This window comes from Acidovorax sp. NPDC077693, assembly GCF_044542805.1.
Lineage (GTDB): Bacteria > Pseudomonadota > Gammaproteobacteria > Burkholderiales > Burkholderiaceae_C > Acidovorax.
The window spans coordinates 42,178-64,869 of the sequence record NZ_JBITVD010000007.1 but is presented as its reverse complement, the minus strand read 5'-3'; the positions used below and the strand labels follow the sequence as shown (position 1 = coordinate 64,869).

The window sequence follows — 22,692 nt, the reverse complement described above, 5'->3', positions numbered from 1 at the left end:
ATGAAAGATGGGGACGGCAGGCCGCGGTCAGCGCAGGGTCAGCGCGGTGGCAAAGGCCGCACCATGCGGTCCATGATGTGGTCGAGCGCCGCCGCCGCATCGGTGCAGCGGCCGGTGTGCACCGGAGACGTCTGGATGATCGCGCTGCGCCGCGCCGTCAGCCAGTGAAAGCGCGAGCGGAAGGGCAGCTGCGCAATCGGCCCGCAACCCGCCTCGCCCGCGCAGATGGCAACGATGGCCGACAGGTGGCGGCGCACGGTGTCGATGTCCACCTGCGGGTCCATGGCCAGCAGGCGCGCCTCGTCGAGCGCGATCGCCGCTTGCAGGAAGCCGCTGCGATGGCACGACAGGATCACGCCGGCGTTGATGAATTCTTCGCGCTCCACACGCGGCACCACGCGCACGACGGCGTAGTCGTACACGTCCATCTCAGCGCTGCGCATCGAAGGCTCCCTTCAACGCGTCCACCCAGGCGGCACGGCCTTCCAGGCGCGCGCAGAAATGGTCCACATAGGCCTGGCGGTGGCTGGCCGGTGCCGACAGCGGGCCCTCGGTGTGCTCGGCCCCGGCAAGGGCCAGGAACTCGTCGGGCACATCTGCCAGGATGGCAGTCAGCACATCGCGCGTGAGCAATGCGGCCAGCTCGCCATCGACCTGCGCAATGGCGGTGGCGCGGTGCAGCAGCACGTGGTCGGCCATGGGTGCAAACGGCTTGGCCGGTTGCGCCACCGCGCCGTTCCACGCGTGGTGAAAGGTCAGCGATGCGCCGTGGTCGATGAGCCAGGGCTTGCGGTGCCACATCAGCAGGTTGGTGTTGCGGGCGGTGCGGTCCACATTGGCCACCAGGGCGTCGAACCACACCAGGCGCGAGGCGAAGTCGTCGGTCACCTCATCGACCGCCGGGTCGAAGTTGAGCGCACCCGACAGGTAATCGAGCCCCACGTTGAGGCCGCCGCTGGCGCGCACCAGGTCCTGGATCTCGGGGTCGGGCTCGGTCTGCGCGAGCGCCGGGTCCAGGTCGGCCAGCACGATCTCGGGCACCGGCAGTTGCAGGGCGCGCGCGATGCCGCCCGCGATAAGCTCGGCCAGCAAGGCGCGCACGCCCTGCCCTGCCCCGCGGAACTTGAGCACGTACAGGCCCAGGTCGTCGCCTTCGACCACGGCGGGCATGGAGCCGCCTTCACGCAGCGGCGTGACATAGCGGGTGACGGTGATGGTTCGCACGACGTGGCGCTCCTCAGAGATTGGGTGAATCGGGCATGGTAGCGGCGGCGCGCTGCACATCGTGGAAGGCGCGGGCCAGCGCCTGCTGCGCAGCGGGCGCGAGCACCCCCAGCCGCACGTGGCCGGGCAGGCCGAACGAGCTGCAATCGCGCAGCTTGATGCCGTGGGCGCGCAAGCCGTGCAGGACACGCTCCGTCTGCTCCGCGTGGGCGAAAGGCCACTGCGCCACGACATAGTTGGCCAGGCTGCCGGCCACCACACGCCAGCCCAGGGCGGTGCACAGCGCCTGCTGGGCAGACTTCCACCCGCGCAGCGTGTCCAGGCTGTGCTGCAGCCATTGCTGCACGGCGGGCTGCGCCCAGGCGGCGAGCATGGCCACGCCATGCGCGCCCACGGGCCACGACGGCGCCAGGCCCTGCAGCGCGGCGATGCGCCCGGGCGTCTCGTGCGCCGGGGCTATCGCGTAAGCGGCGCGCACGCCGGTCAGGCCCAGCGCCTTGTTGGGCGTCCACAGCTGCCAGGCCGACGGGGGCGCGTGGGTGGGCTGGCCGTCCAGGCGCAGCGGCGCGTAGGCGCAGTCCAGCACCTGCAGGGCGACTGCCGTTCCGCAGCCGTGTGCGTGCCACAGGGCCAGCGCCGGGTCCACCTGGCCCAGCGGGCTCGACGGCTCGCACGCCCAGTGCAGGCCTGCAGCGGCCTGCAAGCCGCCGGCTGCGGCATGCAGCACCTGCAGGCCCCAGGCCTGCGCCGCGTGCGCGTAGTCGCCGTAGCTGTGCGCCGGCACGGCCACGCGGGTGGCACCCTGGCGCGCTGCCCAGGCCGTGGCGCGGTGAATGAATTCGCTGGCGCTGCCAGCCAGCACGATGCGGCCCGGGTCCACGGCATGCAGGGCGGCCAGTTGGACCCGCAGCGCCGTGTACGCAGGGTCGGGATAGCGGCTGGCATCGGCCGCCTGCACGCTGCGCAGCGCCTGCGGGCACGGGCCGCAGGCGTTGCTGTTGGTCGAAAAATCGTGCAGCGGGACGCCCCCAGCGTCCGGCCCGCCGTGCAGCGGCAAGCCTGCGACAGCGGTGTCGATCTCCATGGGCGCGATCACGTTCATGACCTGGCCCCGCCCATCAGCGCCATGGCCGCCAACGCCACCAGCACCTGCAGGGCCACCACCACCGGCACCAGCATCAGCACGACCTTGTCGCCCTGGCGCGCAGCGCGGCGCGTGTCCAGCGGCCCGGGGGAGCGTGCCGCGCCGTTGAGCGCATACACACCGGGCTTGGCCAGCCGCACGTTCAGCGACAGCGCCATGGCCGCCATGGGCCAGCCGCTGTTGGGCGACGGCGTCTTGCGCGCCTGCCGCACCAGCGTGCGCAGCGGCAGGCCCCCGGCGGCCAGCGCCAGCAGCAGCGCCGCGATGCGGGCAGGCACCCACGACAGCCCGTCGTCCGCCCGCGCCGCCCACTTGCCGGCCCATTGCCAATACCGCCCGCCGCGCATGCCCGGGTAGCCCCACATCGCATCCGCCGTGTTGGCCATGCGGTACAGCGCGGCGCCCGGCAGCCCCAGCAGCGCAAACCAGAACAGCGGCGCCACTACCGAATCGTTGAGGTTTTCAGCCAGCGACTCGATGGCCGACTCGCGCACCTCGTCGGCCGTCAACGCGCTCACATCGCGGCTCACCAGCCGCGACAGGCGCTCGCGCCCTGCGGGCAGCGACTGGCCCAGCGCGACCTCCACCGCCAGCACCTCATCGCGCAGCATGCGCCAGGCCAGCAGGGGCTTGAGCAGCAGCCCCAGCAGGGCCATGGCCAGCAGCCCATACAGCGCCAGCGCCGCATGCTGCGCCAGGCCAGACACTATCAAAACAATAGCTGCCAGCGCACACCAGAAGAGCGCTGCTAGCCAAAAACGCTTCCAATCCGCTGCCACGGGGGCGGTGGGCGCAACCTGGTCGCCACCGTACTGCAGCGCCTTGCCCATCCACACCACAGGGTGCCAGGCCGCGGGCGGCTCCCCCAGCCACCCGTCGATGGCCAGGGCCAGCACGGGCACCCAGACCAACACGCGCAGGGCGTCCCACTGCGTGGCAGGAAGAAGCAAGACCAAAACGTCCATGGAATGTGCGGGCGAGCAAAAAGGCTCAGGATACCGACGGCGGCAGGCGCACCACGATGCCGCTGCGCAGGCGCTCGGGGCGTTCGTTGCGGTGGAGCATGCCGTCCACGGCCGTGGCATGCATCGCGCCGCAGTCCAGCACGTGGCGGGCGGTTTCCTCGTCGGGCTTCAGGTCGCCGAACACGAAGGTGTGCTTGCCGGCCGCCTGGAAGGCCACCGAGCAGGCGCGCGAGCAACTGCTCAGGCAGGCCACGCCGCGCACGCGCACCTGGGCCCAAGTGCCGGCATCGTCGCCCAGCTGTGCGGCCTGCACGGCTTCGAACAGCAGTTCGCCGTCGGCGGGCAGATCACGCGATGCGCCCGCCGGGCGGCAGGTGGTGCAGACGATCACGTCGGTGGTGTGGGAAGGCGTCAAGGCAGCAGCGTCGGACATCGGAAAAAGCTCGTTCATGGATCTAGGAAGAAAGGGGTTCAGGCAGGCGGTGCTCGGCCTGCCAGCGTGCGGCCCAGGCCGCGCAGCGGCCCACGGGGCGCAGCGGGTCGTCGAAATCCACCACCACGACGTGCGCGGCAGCGCCCGGCGCGGCAGGCTGCTCGAGCGTGCGGCCATCGGTCAGCAGCCACAGGCACGAGGGCGCGCCAGCGCCCCGCCGGCGGCGCGCCATGCGCAGCAGCCGTTCGGCCTCGGCCAGGCCTGCCACCAGGGGCGTGCCACCACCGCCGCCCAGCGGGCGCACGCGGGCCGTGCCAGCCGTGCGCGCAGCGCCGGGGGGCAGCAGCAGCTCCACCCCCTGGCCGCCAAAACACAGCAGGGCCACGTGGTCGCCGGCGCGCGCGGCCTGCTCGATCAGGCGCGCGGCATAGCCCTTGGCCCAGGCCAGGCGCCCGCCCTGGCGCATGGAGCCCGAGGTGTCGAGCGCGATCAGGTGCAAACAGGGCTGCACGGCGCTGGCAGGGCGGCGGCGCAGGTGCGCAGGCTGCAGGCGCGCAGTGCCCTTGGCCGCCAACGTGCGCAGCCAATCGACGCTGGCGCCTTGTGGGTCAGCGGGCCGGGCCATGGCCTGCGGCGTGCGCAACCAGGCATTGCGGGGGGCTTGCCACCGCCAGCCTGCGCTCGCCTTGTTTGTGGCCTGGGGCGAGCGCGGGCCGGGGTGGCTCAGGCTTTTTTTGGTGGCCACGCTCCGGTGCTGCGCACGCGCGCCATGGTTTGGGGTTCGGGCGGTAGCGCGCCCCAGTCGCCCTCGGGCGTATTCTGCGCAGAGCCCGCGCCCTGCCCGCTGGCGGGCGAGGGTTTGGACGGTGACGGCGATGAAAGCGAAGGAGGCTGTGCGGCGCCCGAGGGCGGTGCCGTGCCGGCCGCGCCTGCCGGGCCTGCCGAATTCTCACCGCGGCGGTGCGACAGCGCCAGTTCGGCCACGGCATCCACATGCTCCACGCGCACGCTGGTTTGCTGATCCAGCGCCGCCAGGGCCCGCGCGGCGCGCAGCATCACCAGGTCGGCACGGATGCCGTCCACGCCTGCGGCCAGGGCCAGGTGGGCGGCGTGCTGCACCACGGCGTCGGTCCACTCCAGGCCCGCCAGCGCTGCACGCGCACGCACCACGGACGCCACCAGCACAGCCTGTGCAGCGGCATGCCGCGCTACCACGGCAGCCGGGTCGGCCTCGAACGCCAGCCTCGCCCGCACGATGGCCTGGCGTGTGCCGGCGTCGGCCGGGTTGTGCAGCGCCACCGACAGGCCGAAGCGGTCGAGCAGCTGCGGGCGCAGCTCGCCCTCCTCCGGGTTCATGGTGCCCACGAGCACGAAGCGCGCGGCATGCTGGTGCGACACGCCATCGCGCTCCACCGTGTTCACGCCGCTGGAAGCCACGTCCAGCAGCGAATCCACCAGCGCATCGGGCAGCAGGTTGACCTCGTCCACATACAGCACACCGCCGTGCGCGCGCGCCACCAGGCCGGGCGCCAGGCGTACCTGGCCATCGCGCAGCACGTCTTCGATGTTCAGCGTGCCCACCAGTTGCTCCAGGCTGGCGGCCAGGGGCAGCGTGACGAAGGGCGCATCGGGCAACAAGGCCGCCAGCGCGCGCGCCGAGGTCGACTTGGCCGTGCCCCGCGGGCCGGTGATCAGCACGCCGCCCATGCCGGGGTCGATGGCAGCCAACAGCAGCGCGCGCTGCAAGGCTTCGTGGCCGACCAGCGCGGTGAAGGGGAATGTGGTGGTTGGCACCGGGGCCAAAGAGACAGGAGTCATGTCAGTTATCCATAGCTATGTGAGCCGCCCAAGGTCCTTGAACCCGGCGCGGCCGAGGCCAGCGCCCCCGCGCAAGGGCCGCCCCGCCGCGCTGGGGGCGTCCCCCTCCCGACTCGCGCAGCGAGACGAGAGAGGGGGAAGGCGCGAAGCGACTCAGGGGGTGCTTCACTTCAGCGTCCTTCGCCCTGGGTTTCGAGGCGGTGTTCGAGCTCCAGCAGGTGCTCTTCGATGCGCTCGCGGTGCTCGCCGGGCTCGGCCCACAGGCCGCGCTGCATGGCTTCGAGCAAACGCTCGCCGATGCTGCGCAAGGCCAGCGGGTTGTGTTGTTGCAGAAAATCGCGCGTGGCGTCGTCGTGCAGGTAGGCGTCGGCCACCAGCGCGTACTGGTGGTCGCCCACCACGCCGGTGGTCGCGTCGAAGGCGAACAGGTAGTCCACCGTGGCTGCGATCTCGAAAGCGCCCTTGTAGCCGTGGCGCTTCACGCCGTCGATCCACTTGGGGTTGACGGCGCGGGCGCGCACCACGCGGGCGACCTCTTCGCTCAGCGTGCGGATGCGCGGCGCGCCGGGCGTGCTGAAGTCGCCGTGGTACAGCGCGGCCGGCGCGCCGGCCAGGTGCTGCACGGCCGCGGCCATGCCGCCCTGGAACTGGTAGTAGTCGTCCGAGTCGAGGATGTCGTGTTCGCGGTTGTCCTGGTTGTGCAGCACCGCGTCCACCGCAGCCAGGCGCTGCTCGAAGGCGGCGCGCGCGGCCTCGCCGTGGCCGCCCTGCCCGTAGGCGAAGGCGCCCGCGCGCAGGTAGGCCTGGGCCAGGTCGTCCGACGTGCTCCAGCGGCCGCTGGCCATGATCTCTTGCAGCCCTGCACCATAACCGCCGGGGCGCGGGCCGAACACGCGCCAGGTGGCGCGGCGCTCGGCGTCGTCGGCGGCCATGCCCTGGGCCTGGGCCTCGGCGGCCTCACGCTGCACGCGAACGCGGATAGGGTTCACGTCGTCGGGCTCATCGTCTGCGGAAATGGCGGCCACCGCACGCACGGCGGTGTCGAACAGGTCGATCACGCCCGGGAAGGCATCGCGAAAGAACCCCGACACGCGCAGCGTCACGTCGATGCGCGGGCGGTTGCGGATCGCCATGGGCAGCACTTCGATGTCCACCACGCGGCTGCTGCCGGGCGCCCATCGGGGCCGCACCCCCAGCAACGCAAAGGCCTGCCCGATGTCCTCGCCCCCCGTGCGCATGGTGCTGGTGCCCCAGACCGACAGGCCCACCGCGGTGGGAAAGCTGCCATGGTCCTGCAGATGCCGCTCCACCACGCGGTCGGCCGCCAGCGCGCCCATGCCATAGGCCGTGGGCGTGGGCACCGCGCGCGTGTCCACCGAGTAGAAGTTGCGGCCCGTGGGCAGCACATCGGGCCGGCCGCGCGATGGTGCGCCGCTGGGGCCGGGCGGTACGAACCTGCCCGTCAGGCCGCGCAGCAGCTGGCCCATCTCGTTGGGGCCGCAGGCATCGAGCCGGGGGGCCAGCACCGTGCGCATGCGCGCCAGCACCGGGGCGCTGTGCGGCCACTGCGTGGCGTCCATGGGCAGGCCCACGATGTGCCCTTCATCGTCCACCGCCAGGTGCTGCTGCACGCACTGCACGGCCAGCTTTTCGAGCCGCTCGCGCGTGTGGCCCACGTGGCGCCAGGGCTCGTCGCTCAGGGCCTGCAGCGCCGCGGGGCGCGGTCCGGTCCACGGTGCGGCCCACTCGGGGTTCAGCGGGTCGAAATCGCCCAGCTCCAGGTCGCGCGCCAGCGCCACCAGCAGGCTGCCCTGCCCTGGCGCCGAGCCGCCCGGAAAGCGCGCCAGCGCCACCAGCGTGTCGGTGCGCTGGCGATCCCGCGGCGAGCGGCCCAGGATGTGCAGGCCGTCGCGGATCTGCGACTCCTTGATCTCGCACAGGTAGGCGTCGAGCCGGCCGAGCAGCGCCTCGCGCTGCGCATCGTCGGCCGGCGGGGCGAAGCCCAGTTCCTGGTGCAGGCCGTTCTTCAGCACTTGGTCGAGGATGCTCTGGCGCAGCAGCTTGGCGCGGCGCGGGTCGAGCGACAGCGCCTCGTAGTACTCGTCCATGGAGCGTTCGAGCTGCTGCAGCGGGCCGTAGGTCTCCGCGCGCGTGAGCGCGGGCATCAGGTGGTCGATGATGACCGCCTGCGTGCGGCGCTTGGCCTGGCTGCCCTCGCCCGGGTCGTTGACGATGAACGGATACAGGTGCGGCAGCGGGCCCAGGATGGCATCGGGCCAGCACGCGGCGCCCAGCGCCACGCTCTTGCCCGGCAGCCATTCGAGGTTGCCGTGCTTGCCCACGTGCACCACCGCGTCCACCGCGAACGCGCGGCGCAGCCAGAAGTAGAAGGCCAGGTAGCCGTGCGTGGGCACCAGGTCGGCATCGTGGTACGTGGCCACCAGGTCCAGGTCGCGCCCCCGAGCGGGCTGGATGCCCACGAAGACGTTGCCCAGGCGAACACCCGGCACCATGAAGCGCCCGCTGCGCACGATGGGGTCTGCGCCGGGCGATCCCCACAGGGCGTTGACCGCGTCCTGGCTGGCCTTCGGCAGCGCGCCGAAGTCGGCCAGGTAGTCGGCCATGGCCAGGCTCTGGCCCGCGGGGCGGTCGGCGTTGGCGTCAAGGTTGTTGGTCACGCCCGCCACCAGCTGCGCGATCAGCGCATCGCCGCCCTCGGGCAGATCGCCCGTGGTGTAGCCCGCGTCGCGCAGCGCCTGCAAGATCAGCACGGTGGAGGCCGGTGTATCCAGGCCCACGCCGTTGGCCAGGCGTGCATCGTCGTTGGGGTAGTTGGCCAGGATGAGCGCCACGCGCTTGTCCACCTGCGGCTTGCTGCGCAGCACGCACCAGCGGCGCGCGAGCTCGGCCACGAAGGCGATGCGCTCGGGCTCGGGCTGGTAGCGCACCACATCGACCTCGGTGCGCTCGCAGCGCCAGGCCAGGCCCTTGAAGCTGATGGCGCGCGCGCCGATGCGCCCGTCCACCTCGGGCAGCACCACCTGCATGGCCAGGTCGCGCGGCGCCAGGCCATGCGGGTCGTCCTGCCATTGCTCCAGCGAGCAGCCGGCGGTGATGACCTGCAGCACCGGCGCATCGCCCGCCAGGGTGATGGCCTGCGCGTCGTCGTCGTCACTGCCGTCGATGGAGGCCACGGCAAAGCTCGTGGCGTTGAGCACGATGCCCACGCCCTGCGCGGCGGCCATGGCCTGCAGCGCGGCCAGGCTCTCGGGGTTCTTGAGCGAGTCCACGCCCACGGCCAGGGTGTTGAGCCCGACGTCTGCCAGCGCCGCATGCACCGCATCGAACACCGCCGTGTTGCCCGACTGAATGTGCGCGCGGTAGAACACCAGCATCGCCACCGGCGCGTCGGGAATCCACGGCGCTGCGGCGGCCGGGGTGTAGGCCATCACCGGCGGCAGCGCCCGGGGTGGCGCCGGGCGCGGGCCGATGCCGAAGGCCGCATGGCCGATGAGCGCAAAGAACGCCAGCGCGTTGTCGCGCCCACCCTCGCGCAGGCAGCGCCACAGCTGGTGGCAGTCCTCGGGGCTGGCGGTACTGCGCATCAGAAGCTGAGGGTCTTCGATGTTGTCGCCCGAGAACAGGGCCAGCCACTGGCGGTGCTTGCCGGCCAGCGACATCGCCTGCTCCACCACATAGGCCCAGTCGCTGGGGCTGCCCAGGTGGTCGATGACGATCACGCGTGCATGGCGCAGCACGTCGTCCACGTACATGTCGGTGGACGCGGGCTGGCGCAGCCACATCAGGTTGGCCAGGCGCACGCTGGGGAATCCATCGCCCAGGCTGGCCGCCGCATCGGACAGCAGCGACAGCGTGGTGTCGGCCGCGCTCAGGATGACGATGTCGCCGGGCGTCTGCTCCACGCGCACCAGGCCCTGGCCCCCGTCCTCGACGTAGCCACCCGGGCGTGTGGAAAGCAGATGCATGGGTGTCGCCTCAGACGGTGGTGGCAGCGGGTTCGGACAATGCCGATTGCAGTTCGGCCTGCAGGGCCGCAGCGTCCAGGTGGTCGCCGATCACGACCAGGCGTGTGGCGCGCGCATCGCCTGCGCGCCAAGCGCGGTCGAAGTGGCTGTCGAAGCGCTGGCCCACGCCTTGCACCACCAGGCGCATGGCCGCACCCGGCAGGGCCACGAAGCCCTTGATGCGGTAGATCTCGTGGCGCTGCACCAGGGCGACCAAGGCCTCCACCAGGCGGGCGCGGTCGGTCACGTCGAGCGTGACGTGCACCGATTCGAACTCGTCGTGGTCGTGGTCTTCTTCCTCGTCGTGGTGGGTCTTGCGGTCATCGATCACGTCTTCCACCGCATGGCCCAGGCCCAGCAGCACGCTGGGGTCGATGCGGCCGTGCTGGGCGTGCACGAACTTCACGCCCGGCAGAGTCTCGCCGCGCACGATGGCTTCGACGCGGGCCAGGGCTTCGGCGTCCAGCCCGTCGGTCTTGTGCAGCACCACCAGGTCGGCGGTGGCGAGCTGGTCTTCGAACAGTTCGTGCAGGGGCGATTCGTGGTCCAGGTTGTCGTCGGCGCGGCGCTGGGCGTCCACGGCCACCGGGTCATCGGCGAACTGGCCGGCGGCCACGGCGGGCGCATCGACCACGGTGATCACCGAGTCCACGGTGAACACGTTGCGCAGCGCGGGCCACTGGAAGGCCTGCACCAGCGGCTTGGGCAGTGCCAGGCCCGAGGTCTCGATGACCAGGTGGTCGATCTGGTCGCGGCGCGCGGCCAGTTGCTCCATCACGGGCGCGAACTCTTCCTGCACGGTGCAGCACAGGCAGCCGTTGGCCAGCTCGAACAGCTGGCCGTTCTCCACCCCGTTCTCGTCGCAGCCGATGCCGCAGCTGCGCAGCAGCTCGCCGTCGATACCGAGCTCGCCGAACTCGTTGACGATGACGGCGATGCGCTTGCCTTGCGCGTGGGTCAGCAGGTGGCGCAGCAGCGTGGTCTTGCCGCTGCCCAGAAAGCCGGTGACGATGGTGGCGGGGATCTTGTGGACTTGTTGCATGGAGGTCTCCAGTCAGAAAATGGTGGGAGTCAGGATGTGTGGATCAACGCAAGGCTTGCGGCAACCCTGAAAGGCAATCGACCAGCATGTGCGCCGCCTCGCCCAGGCGCGGGCCGGGGCGTGAGAGCAGGTCCATGCGGTCGGCATCGAGCTGGCAGACCTGGTGCTGGCGCAGCGCTCTCATGCCCGACCAGCCGGGCCGCTCCGCCAGGTTCATGAGGGATGCCGCCGGGCCGATGACGAGGTCGGGCGCGCCGCGCACCACCATCTCGGCGTTGACGCGCGGGAACAGCCCCAGGTCGCCGGGCACGATGTTGACCAAGCCCAGCCGCGCGATGGTCTCGCCGATGAAGCTGGCAGCGCTGGCCGCAGTCGGCCCCACGCCCACCTCGACATACACGCTGCGCCCGCGCAGGTGGGCCGGCATGCGGCGCGCGGCAGCGTCGAGCTCGCGGTCGATGCGCGCCACCAGTTCGGCGGCACGGGCCGATTCGCCGAGCGATTGGCCGACGCTGAGCAGCATGCGCTGGAGGTCGGCATGGGTGCGCGCATCGAACACCTGCACGGGTACGCCCAGGGCCGACAGCCGATCCCCTGCCCTGCTGCGCGGGCCCAGCAGCACCATGTCGGGCCTGAGGGCCACGATGCGTTCGATCTGCGCATCCTGCAGGCCGCCGACCTTGGGCAGCTTGGCGACGGTGCCGGGCCAGCTGGAGTAGCGGTCGGTACCGACCAGCTCGGCGCAGTGGCCGAGGGCGCAGACGGTTTCGGTGAGCGAGGGGGACAGGGTGATGATGCGGTGTTGTTGCTGTTGCGCGTGCGCCAGGGGTGCTGCGAGACCACTGAGCAGGCCGAGCACCGCCAGTGCCGGCACGGTGGGGTGCAGCAGGCGGGTGCGGGTCATGGGCAGGGATATCGGCATGGGTGCGTGCACGGCGTTCGGCATCAAATCAGATCAAATCAGATCAGATCAATGCTTCATCAGTCCTCGATGCCGCGCTGGGCGGGCACGCCGGCCTTGAAGTGGTGCTTGATGAGGGTCATCTCGGTGACGGTGTCGGCCAGCTCGATCAGCTCGGCCGGTGCGTTGCGGCCGGTGAGCACGACGTGCACGTGCGACGGGCGTTCGCGCAGGCAGGTGAGGATGGATTCGAGCGGGATCCAGCCGTAGCGCAGGGGGTACATGATCTCGTCGAGCACGACCATGAAGTGCGCGCCTGCGCGGATGGTGGTTTCGGCCTTGGCCCAGCCGTCGAGCGCGAGTTGTGCGGAGTGGTCGAGGTCGCGGCTCTTCCAGCTGAAGCCGTCGCCCAGGCCTTCGATGGGGACGCCGAGTTGTTCGAACAGGCGGTGTTCGCCGAAGCGGGCGGTGGGGACCTTCATGAACTGGTAGACCTTGATGGTCTTGCCACGGCCGTGGGCGCGCAGGGCGAGGCCGAAGGCGGCTGTGCTTTTGCCTTTGCCGGTGCCGGTGTGGACAAGGATCAGGCCTCGGCGTTCGCCTTGGGGTTTGGGGGTGTCGCGGAGGATGGGGGGGGATTCGATTTGCATGGGGTCTCGTTATTGACCTGGGGCCATGGTTACTTCGGTTGCGGCTTTGAGGCGGAGGCCGGGGTGTGCGCCCGGCGGCGCAGTAACTTTCTCTTGCTTCGCCAAGAGAAAGTCACCAAAGAGAAGGCGACCCCGCTGCCCGTGTCCCCCTCGCCGATGGCGAGGGGGCAACCTGCGATGCTCGGTCCTGGGGTGCGCCGAAGAACTCCCTGCGCTGCCTCTGCGAGGCAGCTCCGGTCAAACAGCTTCGGCGAGCCAGACAACGATGCGCGTGTCCTTCGGCACGCGCTCACCCCAGGCCCTGTGCTTCTCGGCACGGTCAGAAGGGGATGGGAGCGGGCTCCACTCGGGCCATTGCTTCGCTCGGCCCCAACTGCCTCGCTACGCTTCGGCCTGAGCAGAGCGATCGTGCCCAGGCGTCGGCAGCGCGCACCGCGCGCGCACCCGACCTGAGGCGTCACTGCGAAGCAGCAGCCGTTTTGTACCCGTTCCCCACCCCTGCTGGCTGCGCCGAGAAGCGCAGGAGCTGGGGTGGGCGTGTGTGCCGCAGGACACACACGCTTCGTGATCTGACTTGCCGCAGCTGTTTGAGCGGAGTTCGAAGAACGCAGCGAGTTCTGCGGCACCACCCCAGTTCCGAGCATCGCAGGTTGCCCCCATCGCCCACCGGGCGATGGGGGACGCAGACTGGGGGTCGCCTTTTCTTTGGTGACTTTCTTTTGGCGACGCAAAAGAAAGTTACTGCGCCGCCGGGCGCACACCCCGGCCCCCGCCCACAAACCAACCCAAGAAGCGACCATGACCACCAGACTCAAGCCGCTTGATGCAACCGACGCTCAACGAACGCAGAGCCCTCGAAACGACGCAAAGCCTTGGCCCCCGCCAACACACCCAGGTCCACCAGAGGCTCCAACAACACCACAGTCATGTAAGCAGCACCAAAAGTACCAATGCTCTCCAGATTCGCAGACCCAACGCCCGCGCCATAAATAGCCCAGAACGCCACCCAGGCCACGATCCCCCCCTGGTAAGCCACAGACAACTTGAACGTCTGCGCATACGTCATGTCCACATACGCCATGCTCTCCGGCACGATGCGCTTGGCAATCGCAGACGTGGCAAACAACGGCACCAGCAACGTCGTCACATTCATCCCGTACTGCGGCAAATCCTGCTGCGCAAAAAACACGCTCTGGATCAGCAACCCCGCGGCCAACCCGATGCACGCAGGCGCAGCCCCAAACAGCAACAGCAACGTAGTGCCCAAAATCAAATGCACCTCCGACACCCCCACCGGGTGGTGCGGCAGCAGCTCGAAGAACGCAAACACCAGCGCCGTGGTGAACACCGAGCGCAACAGCAAAGCCACCACGCCCTCCTGCTTCACCATGTCCACCGCCAGCTTGCCCGCATACAGCAGTGCCGTGGCCCCCGTCGCGTAGCTCAGGAAGATCTTGGTGGTATCCACCAGCCCGGGTTCGATGTGCATGTCACGACTCCTTGGTTGAAACAAAAACAAAACAAAAGCCAAACAGAAAAAATCATCAGCGCGGCAACGCCACCCACTGCCCCAGCAGCGCGTGCACCGCGATGCGGTCGTCAAACACCGCCTCCAGCGCGCGGTGCGTGGCGGGCTCATCACAGCCACCCTGATGCGTGACGCGGCCCTTGGCCATCACCACCATCTCATCGGCCTGCAGCGCCAGCGACACCTCGTGCAGCACGCTGACCACCGTGGCACCACCGGCCACCAGGGCGCGCACCGTGTGCAGCCAGTCCGTCTGGTGCGGCGGGTCCAGATTGGCCAGGGGTTCGTCCATCAGCAGCACCTGCGCCTGCACTGCCAGCGCACGCGCCAGCAGCACGCGCTGGCGCTCGCCGCCCGACAGCTGCGACAAGGGGCGGTCGCGCCAGTCCCAGGCCTGCGTGGTGCGCAGCGCCTGCTCCACGGCGGCGTGGTCGGCGGGCGATGGTGGGGCCAGCCAGGGCTGGTGCGGCAGGCGGCCCAGCATGGCCACGTCGTAACTCGTGAGGTCGTCGGCCGAGCCTTCGTTCTGGCCCAGCCAGGACAGTGTTCGCGCCCGCTCGCGCGCCGGCACCTGGGTGAGCGGGCGGCCGAGCAGCGCCACCTGGCCGTCCACCTGGCCGCGTGGCAGCAGGCCCGCCAGCACCTTGAGCAGCGTGGACTTGCCCGCGCCGTTGGGCCCGACGATGCTGGTCCAGCGGCCCGCGGGCAGGTGCAGGTCGATGCCGTGCAGCACCTCGGCGCCGCCTACGCGCGCGGTCATGCCGTGGGCGCTCAATGCCGCGCCCGTCACAGGCTGCCTCCGCGTGCGGTGCGCCGGTGCATCAGCCACAGCAGGTAGGTCCCGCCCAGCGCGGCGGTGAGCACACCGACGGGCAGCTCCTGCGGTGCCAGCATCCAGCGCGCGAGGATGTCGGCGGCCAGCAGCAGCACCGCGCCCATGAGGCTGGACAACAGGATGTGCCGCTCGTGCGTCACGCGCACGATGGAGCGCACCAGGTGCGGCGCGGCCAGGCCGACGAAAGCGATCAGCCCGGTCTGCGCCACGGCCGTGCCGGTGGCCAGCGCCATCGCGGCCACCAGGCCGGCGCGCATGGGGCCGAGCGGCAGGCCCAGGCTGGCGGCGGTGGATTCGCCCAAGGTCAGGCCGTCCAGCGCGCGCGCCAGCACCCAGGCCAGCAGTGCGCACAGGGCCCAGGCGGCCAGCATCAGGGTGCAGGCGATCCAGCCGACGAAGGCCGTGCTGCCCAGGATGAAGGCCTGCATGGCCTGCAGGATGTCGGGCGAGGCCAGCTCCACCAGGTCGCGCACGGCGCCCAGCACCACGCCCACGATCACACCGGCCAGCAGCAGCCGCAGCGTGTGCTGCACGCCCTGGGCCAGCACCAGCGTCAGCACCACGGCCCCGGCGGCGCCCAGGAAGGCCATGCCGGTGATGCCGATGCGTGCGATCCACTGCGCGGCCACCGGCGACACGCCGAACATCGCCATGGCCACCGCGCCGCCCAGCGCTGCGCCCGAGGCGCTGCCCAGCAGGTACGGGTCGGCCAGCGGGTTGCGGAACAGGCCCTGCGCCACAGCGCCAGCCAGGCCCAGCAGCGCGCCGGCCAGCCACGCGCCCAGGGTACGCGGCAGGCGGATATCCCACACGATCTGGCGGGCCACGGGGTCGTCGCCCATGTGCACCAGGCTCTCCAGCCCGGTGCTGCCGACGGCGGTGCCCAGCACCAGCAGCAGCGCGCTGGCCAAACCCAACCACAGCGCGCACCACGCTGCACGGCGGGCGCCTGCGGCAGTGGGCATGGTCGGGTGCGGGGAAGGCGTCACCGGGCCTTCTCCACAAGGCACCTGGCCATGATGCGGGCGGCCTCCGCCATGCGCGGGCCAGGACGCACGACCACTTCGGCGTCGCCGGGGCCGAACACGCACACGCGGTTTTCGCGCACGGCGCGCATCGTGGACCAGCCGGGGTACGGCACCATGGTCTGCATGCTGCTGTTGCCGATCATCAGCACGTCGGGGTTGGCGCGCACCACGTATTCGGGGTTCAGGCGCGGAAAGGGGCCGAGCGATGCGGGCACCACATTGCGCACACCCAGGCGTGTGAGCGACTCGCCGATGAAGGACGACTCGCTGGCCGCATACGGGCCGCGGCTCACTTCGAAGTACACGCGCAGGTTGCGTGCCTTCGGCGGCAACGACTGGGCTGCGGCCTGCACGGCGGCGTCGATGGTGCGCCACTGCCGGTCGGAGCCTTGCGCCCGGGGCACGCCCAGCAGGTCGCTGATGGTGCCCAAGACGCGGCGCACGTCCGCATGGGTTTTGGGTTCGAGCTGCACGACGGTGAGGCCCAGCGCCTGCAGCCTGTCGCTGGCGCGGGAGCTGACGGACATGAGCACCACGTCGGGCTTGAGGGCCACGATGGCTTCGATGCTGGGGTCCAGGCCGCCGCCCACCTTGGGCAGCTTGCCGATCACCGCCTCGGGCCAGTTGGAATAGCGGTCCGTACCCACGATGCGGTGGCACTGGTCCAGCTCGCACACGCTTTCGGTCAGCGATGGCAGCAGGCTCACGATGCGCTGGGGCGGCTGAGGCAGCGTGATCTCGCGGCCCCGGTCGTCCTGGATGCGCACCGGCTGTGCTCGCGCCAGCCCGGCCATCAGCAGGCCCAGCGCGATGACGATGGCAATCACCCACAGGATGCGGCGCACGGGGGTCGGCTTCATGCGGCGGGCTCCTTCAAGGTGAGGGGAAGGCCCGCGGCCATGAGCGTGACGCGGGGGCACACCTGGGCCACCTGCTGGTTGAGTGCGCCCAGCGCATCGACAAACGCGCGCACCTCGCGGCCCAGGGGGATGACGCCCAGGCCGATTTCGTTGCCCACCAGGATGACGGGGCCGGGGGAGGCGGCCATTGCTACTAAAAACATAGCTGCTTGCGCTTGCCAGTTGCGCGACAGGGCCTGTTTTTGCTCCAAATTCATGCTCTCGGCGCCCAGGGGCATCGTCCACTGGGTGAGCCACAGCGTGAGGCAGTCCACCACCAGCAGGGTGTGCGCGGTGCTGCGCCGCGCGATGGCGGACGCCACATCGAGCGGCTCCTCCACCGTCACGAGGCCCGGCACGCGCTCCGCGCGGTCGCGCTGGTGGCGTGCGATGCGCTCGCGCATCTCGTCGTCCCAGGGCTGGCCGGTGGCGATCAGTACCGCGCGGTGGTCGGCGGACTGCGCCAGCCAGTCGCGCGCCAGCAGTTCGGCGCGGCGGGACTTGCCGCTTTTTTGGCCACCCAGGATGAGCTCGGTGGTGATGGCTTGCGAAGGGTGCGGTGCGGACATGGCCGTCATGATGCCTGCGCGCCCAGCAGTTGCGCCACGGCCTCGGGGCTGGAGGGGAACCAGGCGTGGAAGTAGCTGGCGTGGATGCTGCCCTGGTAGTAGAGCGCCTCGCCGGCATCCGCCGCCACGACCTCGCCGGATCGGGCCGTGCGCGCCACCACCGGCGCAGTGCTGGCGGCGGTCGAATAGTGAAAGGTGTGCCCGCGCAGCGTGAGCCGCCCGGCGACGGTCAGGTGCTGCGGCCCCAGCGCGGCCAGGCGCTTGTGCATGGTGACGTGGCCGGGCAGCAGGCCCCACAGCGGCGCCGTGCTGCCATCGGCCAGCGTGATGGCGTCGAACAGCGCCATCATGCCGCCGCATTCGGCCCACAGCGGCTTGCCGGCCGCGACGTGCGCGCGCAGGCTGGCCTGCATGGCGGTGTTGGCGGCGATCTGCGCGGTGTGCAGCTCGGGGTAGCCGCCGGGCAGCCACACCGCGTCGCAGTCGGGCACTGCGGCATCGTGCAGCGGCGAGAAATGCACCACGCGCGCGCCCAGTTGCGCCAGCGTGTGCAGGTTGGCCTCGTAGATGAAGCAGAACGCCGCATCGCGCGCCACGGCCACCGTGCGGCCTTGCAGCAGCAGCGGCGGCACGGCAGGCGGCTGCGCGGGGGGCGCAAAGTCCGTCACCCACCGCTGCAGGTCGGATGCCGTCATCTGGCCCAGCGGTGTCGCCGCCAGCGCGTCGGCCGCGGCGTCCAGCCGCGCCAGGCTGTCGGGCAGTTCATGCGCCGCGATCAGGCCCAGGTGGCGCTCGGGCAGCAGCGCGCCGGGCTTGCCGGTGCCCGCGTTGGCTGCCGCTGTGCCGGGCTGCACGCGCATCACCGCGCCCATCCAGTCGGCGTCATCGCGCAGACCCTTGCGCAGCATGTCCGCATGGCGGGCGCTGCCCACGCGGTTGGCCAGCACGCCAGCCCAGCGCAGGCCCGCCCGGTAGTGTTGCAGGCCAAACGCCAGCGCGCCGAAGGTGCCCGCCATGGCCGATGCGTCGATGACGGCCAGCACGGGCAGGCCGAAGCGCTGGGCCAGGTCGGCCGCGCTCGGGTCGCCGTCGAACAGGCCCATCACGCCTTCGATCAGGATCAGGTCGGCCTCTTGCGCCGCGGCATGCAGGCGCTGCGCGCAGTCGTCCGCGCCGTTCATCCACAGGTCCAGCTGGTGCACCGGCGCGCCGCTGGCCAGGCGGTGCCAGTGCGGGTCCAGAAAGTCGGGCCCGCACTTGAAGACCCGCACCCGCCGGCCCTGGCGCGCATGCAGGCGCGCCAGGGCCGCGGTGACGGTGGTCTTGCCCTGGCCTGATGCAGGGGCGGCGATCAATATCGCCGGACAGCGTGCCGGGGTGACCATTCTTCGGGCTTCTCTCTCTGCTCTCTCTCGTTGATGTTTGGGCTTACTGCGGCGCCCACTTCACGCCTACGTACGCGGTGCGTCCGGCTGTGGCGTAGGTGCGAGCCAGCTCGTAGTGCTTGTCACCCACGTTGTCCACGCGCGCCACCAGCGTGAAGTCGCGTGCGATGCGGGTGCTGGCGTACAGGTTGACCAGCGTGTAGCCGCCCAGCACGTTGGTGTTGGCCACCGTGTCGAAGCGGCGGCCCGAGGCCTGCACCTCGGCGCCTACGGTCCAGCCCGCGAGCTGCGTGTCGGCGCCCAGCGTGCCGTGGCGCTTGGCGCGGCGGGCCAGTTGCTTGCCGGTGTCCAGGTCGCGCGGGTCCTGCAGGTCGAGCGAGCCGCGCAGCTGCACGCCGCCGAGCACACCTGCCAGGCGGTACGAGCCTGCAAAGGTCACGCCCTTGTACTCGGCGCGCGCGGTGTTCACGTAGCAGCCGAAGGGCGATGGGCACGGGCCGGGCGCGCCGAAGGAGATCAGGTCCTGCACGCGGTTGCGGTACACGGTGGCCGAGAAGCTGTTGCTGCCCTGCGCCCAGCGCAGGCCCACCTCGGCATTGCGGCTGCTTTCGGGCTTGAGCGAGCCCACGCCGTATTCGCTGAAGCGCTGGTACAGCGTGGGCGCGCGGAACGCCGTGCCCACCGACGCGGTGGCGCGCCACTGCGGCGCAAAGGTGTAGCCATAGGCCAGGCTGCCGGTGCCCTTGCCGCCGAACTCGCTGTCGGAGTCATGGCGCACATTGGCCTGCAGCGTGTGGCCGCCGGCGGTGTAGCCGTAGCCCAGGGCGATGGCGTCCTGCGAGCGCGAGCGGTCGATGGGGGCGTTCTGGAGGTTGTCTTCGCGCCGCTCCAGCGCGGCCGTGACCAGGTGCGCACCCTGGCGCCATTCGTTCTGGAACAGGTAGCCGCGCAGGTGCGTCTCGCTCAGGTACACCGAGGGCGTGGTTTCGTACTGGTCGCGCGAGTCGGTGACCTGCAGGCGCGTCTTGTATGCGGTGGTCCACTGCGCCTGCCAGGTCAGGCCCAGCGCGTGCAGCTGGTGCTGGTTGCGGTCGTCCTTGCCCAGGCCGTTGTCGTAGCCGCTGTCCAGGTCGTTGGCGAGCAGCGTGGCGTCCAGGCGGTGCGCAGCATTGATCTGCAGGCCCAGGCGCGCGTTGGCCGACGTGCTCTCGTAGCCGTCGCGGTCGGGGTTTTGCGTGGCCACCGTGCGGGCGTTGAAGCCCTTGCTTTTCTCGCGCGCAATGCCGAGCGCGTAGTCGATGGTGCCGGTGGCGCCGCTCACGCCGGCTTCAATCTTCGTGGTGCTGTGGCTGCCCACGCCGATGCCCACGTACGGCGCCACACCGTTTTCACCGCGCTTGGTGAAGATCTGGATCACGCCGCCCATGGCGTCCGAGCCGTAGACCGCGCCCGCAGGGCCGCGCAGCACTTCGATGCGGTCGATCTGCGCCAGCGGAATCGCCTCCCACGCGGCGCCGCCGGTGGACTGCGAGTCGATGCGCACGCCGTCGATGTACACCGCGGTGAAGCGGGATTCCGCACCGCGCAAAAACACCCCCGTGGTCGTGCCCGGCCCGCCGTTGCGAGAGAACTCGATGCCCGGCACGCGCGCCAGCACATCGGCCAGGCCCGTGGCGCCGCTGGTCTCGATGGTGTCGCGGTCGATCACCGTCACATCGGCCACCAGGTCGGACAGCGGCTGCGGCGTGCGGGTGGCGGTCACCACCGTCTCGGTGAGCGACGGCGCGCGCAGGTTCTGCGCGATCTGCACCGGGCTGCCGGCCTCGCTGTTCGGCGCTTGCTGCGCCTGGGCCTGCGCAGAACAGGCGGCCACAACGGCCATGGCGGCCAGGGCCGGCTGCAGACACAGCGGCGCTGCAATGCGCGCACGAGGGGTACGGATTTTCATGGGGGTCATCGTCAACAAACAAAACCCGAGCCGGCCTCCCCGCCAGCAGATGGGTGATACGGCTGCGCTTTGCCCAAAAAAGGCGTGGGCGCAGCCACCGTGTTGGCCGGTATCCGGGCTGGCGGAACGCCCTCCAACGCCTTCCCACACGCTTGTTCAAGGCGCACAGTGGCTTGTGATGGAGAGAGAATCGGGTGATTCGTCCGCTGACCGTTGCGGGGGCAGCGCAGGCTCGGCGCACCATGCGTGGCACGCCTCCCTGCTTCCCGTTGAACTGCAGCATGTGAACCACACCGCGAGCACCAACCACGGGATTTTACGGCCGTTTACAAACCGCCACCCTACAATCGGGGGCTCTATGGCCACACCATCGACCACCGACCAGATCGCCGAACGCGTTGAACGCCTGCTGCTGCGCCACGCGGAACTGCAGCGCACCAACGCGCTGCTGGCAGACCAGGTGGCAGCCCTCACGCAGGAGCGCGATTCGCTCAAGTCCCGCCTGTCTGCCGCGCGGGCCCGGGTGGACGCCCTGCTGGAGCGCCTGCCCGCTGCAGCCCCCGCCACGAAAGAATCCGAATGAAGCAAATCGAGGTGCAGATCCTGCAGCAAAGCTACCTGCTGACCTGCCCCGAGGGCCACGAGAGCCGCCTGCTGGACGCCGTGGAACGCGTGGACACGGCCATGACCCGCATCCGCGATGCCGGCAAGGTGCGTGCCCGCGAGCGCATCGCCGTGCTGGCAGCCCTGAACCTCGCATTCGAAATCGCCGACCGCGAAGCAGCCGACCTGGCAGCCGCCACCGCCCGGCCCGCGGTGGACACCGCCCCCGCCCAGCCAGCGGCCACTGCCGCGGCGACGACAGCGGCCTCTTCCTCGGCCCCGCTGCCCGCCGCCGACGACCAGCGGCTGCAGTCGCTGGTGCAGCAGCTGGACCACGTGCTGGGCGAAGACGGCCGGCTTCTCTGAGCGACGTCGAACCCGCAGGCTGGCGCGCAAAGGCGGCGCGCCCGCTCCGCATCCAGGCGTTGCCGAAGCGTCGCCGCAAACCGGCCATCCAGTGCGCCGCGCAATGTGCATCGCCTTACGGTCTTTACAAAACCGTCTTTCAGCGCAGGGCCCTGGCAGCGCCTACAATGGACGTGTCTGCGATGCCGCCGGGCTTTATATTTCCTTGAACCAATGCTCATTGAGCTCGGGCTTGGTACATCGTCCGGTGAGCGTGATCATCTCGCGTCAGATGAACCCAACACTTGGCTGCCCTCGCCCACCTGAACCCCCGGTTCAGGATGAGGGTTCGGTGGCAATCGCAGACACCTTATTCCCCATGCCCCTGTCACCCCGCCGCCCGGCTGCACCGCGGCGGCGACAGGGCGCAGGCTTGGCGGCCGTGCCGCCCTCACGCTTTCCTTTTGCGCCATGCTGGACCCTCTTCTGATCGTTGAACTTGGTGTCCTGGGCCTGGCCACGGGCTTTCTCGCGGGCCTGCTGGGCATTGGCGGCGGGATGCTGCTGGTGCCGTTCCTGACCTACATCCTCGGCGCGCGGCAGGTGTCGCCCGATCTGGCGGTGAAGATGGCGATCGCCACCTCCATGGCGACGATCATGTTCACGTCGATCTCGAGCGTGCGCGCCCACCACAAGCGCGGCGCGGTGCGCTGGGACATCGCCCGGCGCCTGGCGCCCGGCATCGTGCTGGGCGGCTTCATCGCCAGCCTGGGCGTGTTCGCGCTGCTCAAGGGCTCGTTCCTGGCCATCTTCTTCGCGCTGTTCGTGAGCTTCTCGGCCACGCAGATGTTCCTGGACAAAAAGCCCGCTCCCACGCGCCAGATGCCCGGCGGCGCGGGCCAGGTGGCTGCGGGCGGCGTGATCGGCTTCCTGTCGGGCCTGGTGGGTGCCGGCGGCGGCTTTGTGAGCGTGCCCTTCATGACCTGGTGCAACGTGCCCATCCACAACGCCGTGGCCACCAGCGCTGCGCTGGGTTTTCCGATCGCGCTGGCCAACGTGGTGGGCTACGCCATCAGCGGCCAGGCGGTGGAAGGCCTGCCCCCCGCATCGCTGGGCTACATCTGGCTGCCGGCCCTGGCCGTGATCGCCACCTGCAGCGTGCTCACCGCCCCGCTGGGCGCCAAGGCAGCGCACAACCTGCCCGTCAAGCAGCTCAAGCGCGTGTTCGCCACGCTGCTGTTCGGGCTGGCGGCTTACATGCTCTGGAAGGGGCTGGCCGCGTCCTGACCGGGGCTGGGCTGGCCGCCGGGCGGCTGCGGATTACGGCGCAGCAACAGGTTACCCGCGAGA

20 protein-coding genes, 1 pseudogene and 1 riboswitch are annotated in these 22,692 nt (G+C 70.4%); of the genes and pseudogenes, 3 read left to right on the top strand and 18 right to left on the bottom strand.

The annotated features are described in order from the left end of the window. Window positions 1-38 precede the first annotated feature (38 nt). The 18 genes from ACIGHN_RS11200 to ACIGHN_RS11115 form a co-directional block, all read right to left on the bottom strand. A complete protein-coding gene (locus ACIGHN_RS11200; RefSeq protein ID WP_396504418.1) occupies window positions 39-443 on the bottom strand; it encodes a DUF3037 domain-containing protein in 405 nt (134 codons plus the stop codon). Then, window positions 430-1,224, bottom strand: coding sequence for a HipA family kinase (locus ACIGHN_RS11195; protein WP_396504417.1), 795 nt, complete (start codon window positions 1,222-1,224; stop codon window positions 430-432). The genes ACIGHN_RS11200 and ACIGHN_RS11195 overlap by 14 nt, the downstream gene beginning before the upstream one ends. A 13-nt stretch (window positions 1,225-1,237) precedes the next feature. Next, complete coding sequence (locus ACIGHN_RS11190) at window positions 1,238-2,326, bottom strand: aminotransferase class I/II-fold pyridoxal phosphate-dependent enzyme (protein WP_396504416.1); 1,089 nt, start codon at window positions 2,324-2,326, stop codon at window positions 1,238-1,240. Continuing rightward, entirely contained in the window at window positions 2,323-3,333 is a 1,011-nt protein-coding gene (gene cbiB / locus ACIGHN_RS11185) for an adenosylcobinamide-phosphate synthase CbiB (RefSeq protein WP_396504415.1), read from the bottom strand. Before cbiB ends, ACIGHN_RS11190 begins: the two co-directional genes overlap by 4 nt. 25 nt (window positions 3,334-3,358) lie before the next feature. Then, window positions 3,359-3,784, bottom strand: a complete 426-nt coding sequence (locus ACIGHN_RS11180; protein WP_396504414.1) for a DUF1636 family protein — start codon at window positions 3,782-3,784, stop codon at window positions 3,359-3,361. Between the two features lie 4 nt (window positions 3,785-3,788). Beyond that, window positions 3,789-4,511, bottom strand: a complete 723-nt coding sequence (locus tag ACIGHN_RS11175) for a VWA domain-containing protein (protein WP_396504413.1) — start codon at window positions 4,509-4,511, stop codon at window positions 3,789-3,791. After that, a complete protein-coding gene (locus ACIGHN_RS11170) occupies window positions 4,490-5,584 on the bottom strand; it encodes an ATP-binding protein (protein ID WP_396504412.1) in 1,095 nt (364 codons plus the stop codon). Before ACIGHN_RS11170 ends, ACIGHN_RS11175 begins: the two co-directional genes overlap by 22 nt. A gap of 170 nt (window positions 5,585-5,754) precedes the next feature. Continuing rightward, complete coding sequence (gene cobN, locus ACIGHN_RS11165) at window positions 5,755-9,570, bottom strand: cobaltochelatase subunit CobN (protein WP_396504411.1); 3,816 nt, start codon at window positions 9,568-9,570, stop codon at window positions 5,755-5,757. 10 nt (window positions 9,571-9,580) lie between these two features. Beyond that, window positions 9,581-10,651, bottom strand: a complete 1,071-nt coding sequence (cobW, locus tag ACIGHN_RS11160) for a cobalamin biosynthesis protein CobW (protein WP_396504410.1) — start codon at window positions 10,649-10,651, stop codon at window positions 9,581-9,583. Window positions 10,652-10,694: 43 nt separating this feature from the next. Next, entirely contained in the window at window positions 10,695-11,555 is an 861-nt protein-coding gene (locus ACIGHN_RS11155; protein ID WP_396504409.1) for an ABC transporter substrate-binding protein, read from the bottom strand. Window positions 11,556-11,632: 77 nt separating this feature from the next. Then, a complete protein-coding gene (gene cobO / locus ACIGHN_RS11150) occupies window positions 11,633-12,202 on the bottom strand; it encodes a cob(I)yrinic acid a,c-diamide adenosyltransferase (RefSeq protein ID WP_056169549.1) in 570 nt (189 codons plus the stop codon). A gap of 811 nt (window positions 12,203-13,013) precedes the next feature. Further along, window positions 13,014-13,691: an energy-coupling factor ABC transporter permease gene (locus ACIGHN_RS11145; RefSeq protein WP_396504408.1), complete on the bottom strand. Its 678-nt coding sequence runs from the start codon at window positions 13,689-13,691 to the stop codon at window positions 13,014-13,016. A gap of 55 nt (window positions 13,692-13,746) precedes the next feature. After that, the gene (locus ACIGHN_RS11140) at window positions 13,747-14,490 is read right to left on the bottom strand and encodes an ABC transporter ATP-binding protein (protein ID WP_396504407.1); all 744 of its coding nucleotides are present in this window, start codon (window positions 14,488-14,490) and stop codon (window positions 13,747-13,749) included. Between the two features lie 26 nt (window positions 14,491-14,516). Continuing rightward, window positions 14,517-15,530 (bottom strand): FecCD family ABC transporter permease, encoded by a 1,014-nt coding sequence (locus tag ACIGHN_RS11135; RefSeq protein ID WP_396504406.1) that lies wholly within the window; start codon window positions 15,528-15,530, stop codon window positions 14,517-14,519. A gap of 20 nt (window positions 15,531-15,550) precedes the next feature. After that, window positions 15,551-16,453, bottom strand: coding sequence for an ABC transporter substrate-binding protein (locus ACIGHN_RS11130; RefSeq protein ID WP_396504405.1), 903 nt, complete (start codon window positions 16,451-16,453; stop codon window positions 15,551-15,553). After that, window positions 16,450-17,070, bottom strand: a complete 621-nt coding sequence (locus ACIGHN_RS11125) for a bifunctional adenosylcobinamide kinase/adenosylcobinamide-phosphate guanylyltransferase (RefSeq protein ID WP_396504404.1) — start codon at window positions 17,068-17,070, stop codon at window positions 16,450-16,452. Before ACIGHN_RS11125 ends, ACIGHN_RS11130 begins: the two co-directional genes overlap by 4 nt. Then, on the bottom strand, window positions 17,067-18,446 hold the full coding sequence (locus ACIGHN_RS11120; protein WP_396504403.1) for a cobyrinate a,c-diamide synthase: 1,380 nt from the start codon (window positions 18,444-18,446) through the stop codon (window positions 17,067-17,069). The genes ACIGHN_RS11125 and ACIGHN_RS11120 overlap by 4 nt, the downstream gene beginning before the upstream one ends. Window positions 18,447-18,489: 43 nt before the next feature. Then, window positions 18,490-20,394 (bottom strand): TonB-dependent receptor domain-containing protein, encoded by a 1,905-nt coding sequence (locus ACIGHN_RS11115; RefSeq protein ID WP_396504402.1) that lies wholly within the window; start codon window positions 20,392-20,394, stop codon window positions 18,490-18,492. An 86-nt stretch (window positions 20,395-20,480) separates the two neighbouring features. Continuing rightward, window positions 20,481-20,716: riboswitch (cobalamin riboswitch) on the bottom strand. Window positions 20,717-20,752: 36 nt separating this feature from the next. Between ACIGHN_RS11115 and ACIGHN_RS11110 the strand changes: the two genes are divergently transcribed. From ACIGHN_RS11110 to ACIGHN_RS11100, 3 genes and pseudogenes are all read left to right on the top strand, one after another. Further along, window positions 20,753-20,977: a hypothetical protein gene (locus ACIGHN_RS11110; RefSeq protein WP_056169572.1), complete on the top strand. Its 225-nt coding sequence runs from the start codon at window positions 20,753-20,755 to the stop codon at window positions 20,975-20,977. Continuing rightward, window positions 20,974-21,363, top strand: a complete 390-nt coding sequence (locus ACIGHN_RS11105; RefSeq protein WP_056418551.1) for a cell division protein ZapA — start codon at window positions 20,974-20,976, stop codon at window positions 21,361-21,363. The genes ACIGHN_RS11110 and ACIGHN_RS11105 overlap by 4 nt, the downstream gene beginning before the upstream one ends. 450 nt (window positions 21,364-21,813) lie before the next feature. Beyond that, window positions 21,814-22,596, top strand: a pseudogene (locus ACIGHN_RS11100) (sulfite exporter TauE/SafE family protein); the annotation flags it as partial. Window positions 22,597-22,692 lie beyond the last annotated feature (96 nt).

Excerpts from the sequence above, each read along its gene's own strand:
- ACIGHN_RS11145 (WP_396504408.1), bottom strand. The coding sequence starts at position 13,691 with ATGCACATCGAACCCGGGCTGGTGGATACCACCAAGATCTTCCTGAGC.
- ACIGHN_RS11115 (WP_396504402.1), bottom strand. The coding sequence starts at position 20,394 with ATGAAAATCCGTACCCCTCGTGCGCGCATTGCAGCGCCGCTGTGTCTG.
- ACIGHN_RS11110 (WP_056169572.1), top strand. The coding sequence starts at position 20,753 with ATGGCCACACCATCGACCACCGACCAGATCGCCGAACGCGTTGAACGC.
- ACIGHN_RS11200 (WP_396504418.1), bottom strand. The coding sequence starts at position 443 with ATGCGCAGCGCTGAGATGGACGTGTACGACTACGCCGTCGTGCGCGTG.
- ACIGHN_RS11190 (WP_396504416.1), bottom strand. The coding sequence starts at position 2,326 with ATGAACGTGATCGCGCCCATGGAGATCGACACCGCTGTCGCAGGCTTG.
- ACIGHN_RS11155 (WP_396504409.1), bottom strand. The coding sequence starts at position 11,555 with ATGACCCGCACCCGCCTGCTGCACCCCACCGTGCCGGCACTGGCGGTG.
- cobN (WP_396504411.1), bottom strand. The coding sequence starts at position 9,570 with ATGCATCTGCTTTCCACACGCCCGGGTGGCTACGTCGAGGACGGGGGC.
- ACIGHN_RS11170 (WP_396504412.1), bottom strand. The coding sequence starts at position 5,584 with ATGACTCCTGTCTCTTTGGCCCCGGTGCCAACCACCACATTCCCCTTC.
- ACIGHN_RS11125 (WP_396504404.1), bottom strand. The coding sequence starts at position 17,070 with ATGACGGCCATGTCCGCACCGCACCCTTCGCAAGCCATCACCACCGAG.
- ACIGHN_RS11140 (WP_396504407.1), bottom strand. The coding sequence starts at position 14,490 with ATGACCGCGCGCGTAGGCGGCGCCGAGGTGCTGCACGGCATCGACCTG.
- cobO (WP_056169549.1), bottom strand. The coding sequence starts at position 12,202 with ATGCAAATCGAATCCCCCCCCATCCTCCGCGACACCCCCAAACCCCAA.
- cobW (WP_396504410.1), bottom strand. The coding sequence starts at position 10,651 with ATGCAACAAGTCCACAAGATCCCCGCCACCATCGTCACCGGCTTTCTG.
- ACIGHN_RS11105 (WP_056418551.1), top strand. The coding sequence starts at position 20,974 with ATGAAGCAAATCGAGGTGCAGATCCTGCAGCAAAGCTACCTGCTGACC.
- ACIGHN_RS11130 (WP_396504405.1), bottom strand. The coding sequence starts at position 16,453 with ATGAAGCCGACCCCCGTGCGCCGCATCCTGTGGGTGATTGCCATCGTC.
- ACIGHN_RS11135 (WP_396504406.1), bottom strand. The coding sequence starts at position 15,530 with ATGCCCACTGCCGCAGGCGCCCGCCGTGCAGCGTGGTGCGCGCTGTGG.
- ACIGHN_RS11120 (WP_396504403.1), bottom strand. The coding sequence starts at position 18,446 with ATGGTCACCCCGGCACGCTGTCCGGCGATATTGATCGCCGCCCCTGCA.
- cbiB (WP_396504415.1), bottom strand. The coding sequence starts at position 3,333 with ATGGACGTTTTGGTCTTGCTTCTTCCTGCCACGCAGTGGGACGCCCTG.
- ACIGHN_RS11180 (WP_396504414.1), bottom strand. The coding sequence starts at position 3,784 with ATGAACGAGCTTTTTCCGATGTCCGACGCTGCTGCCTTGACGCCTTCC.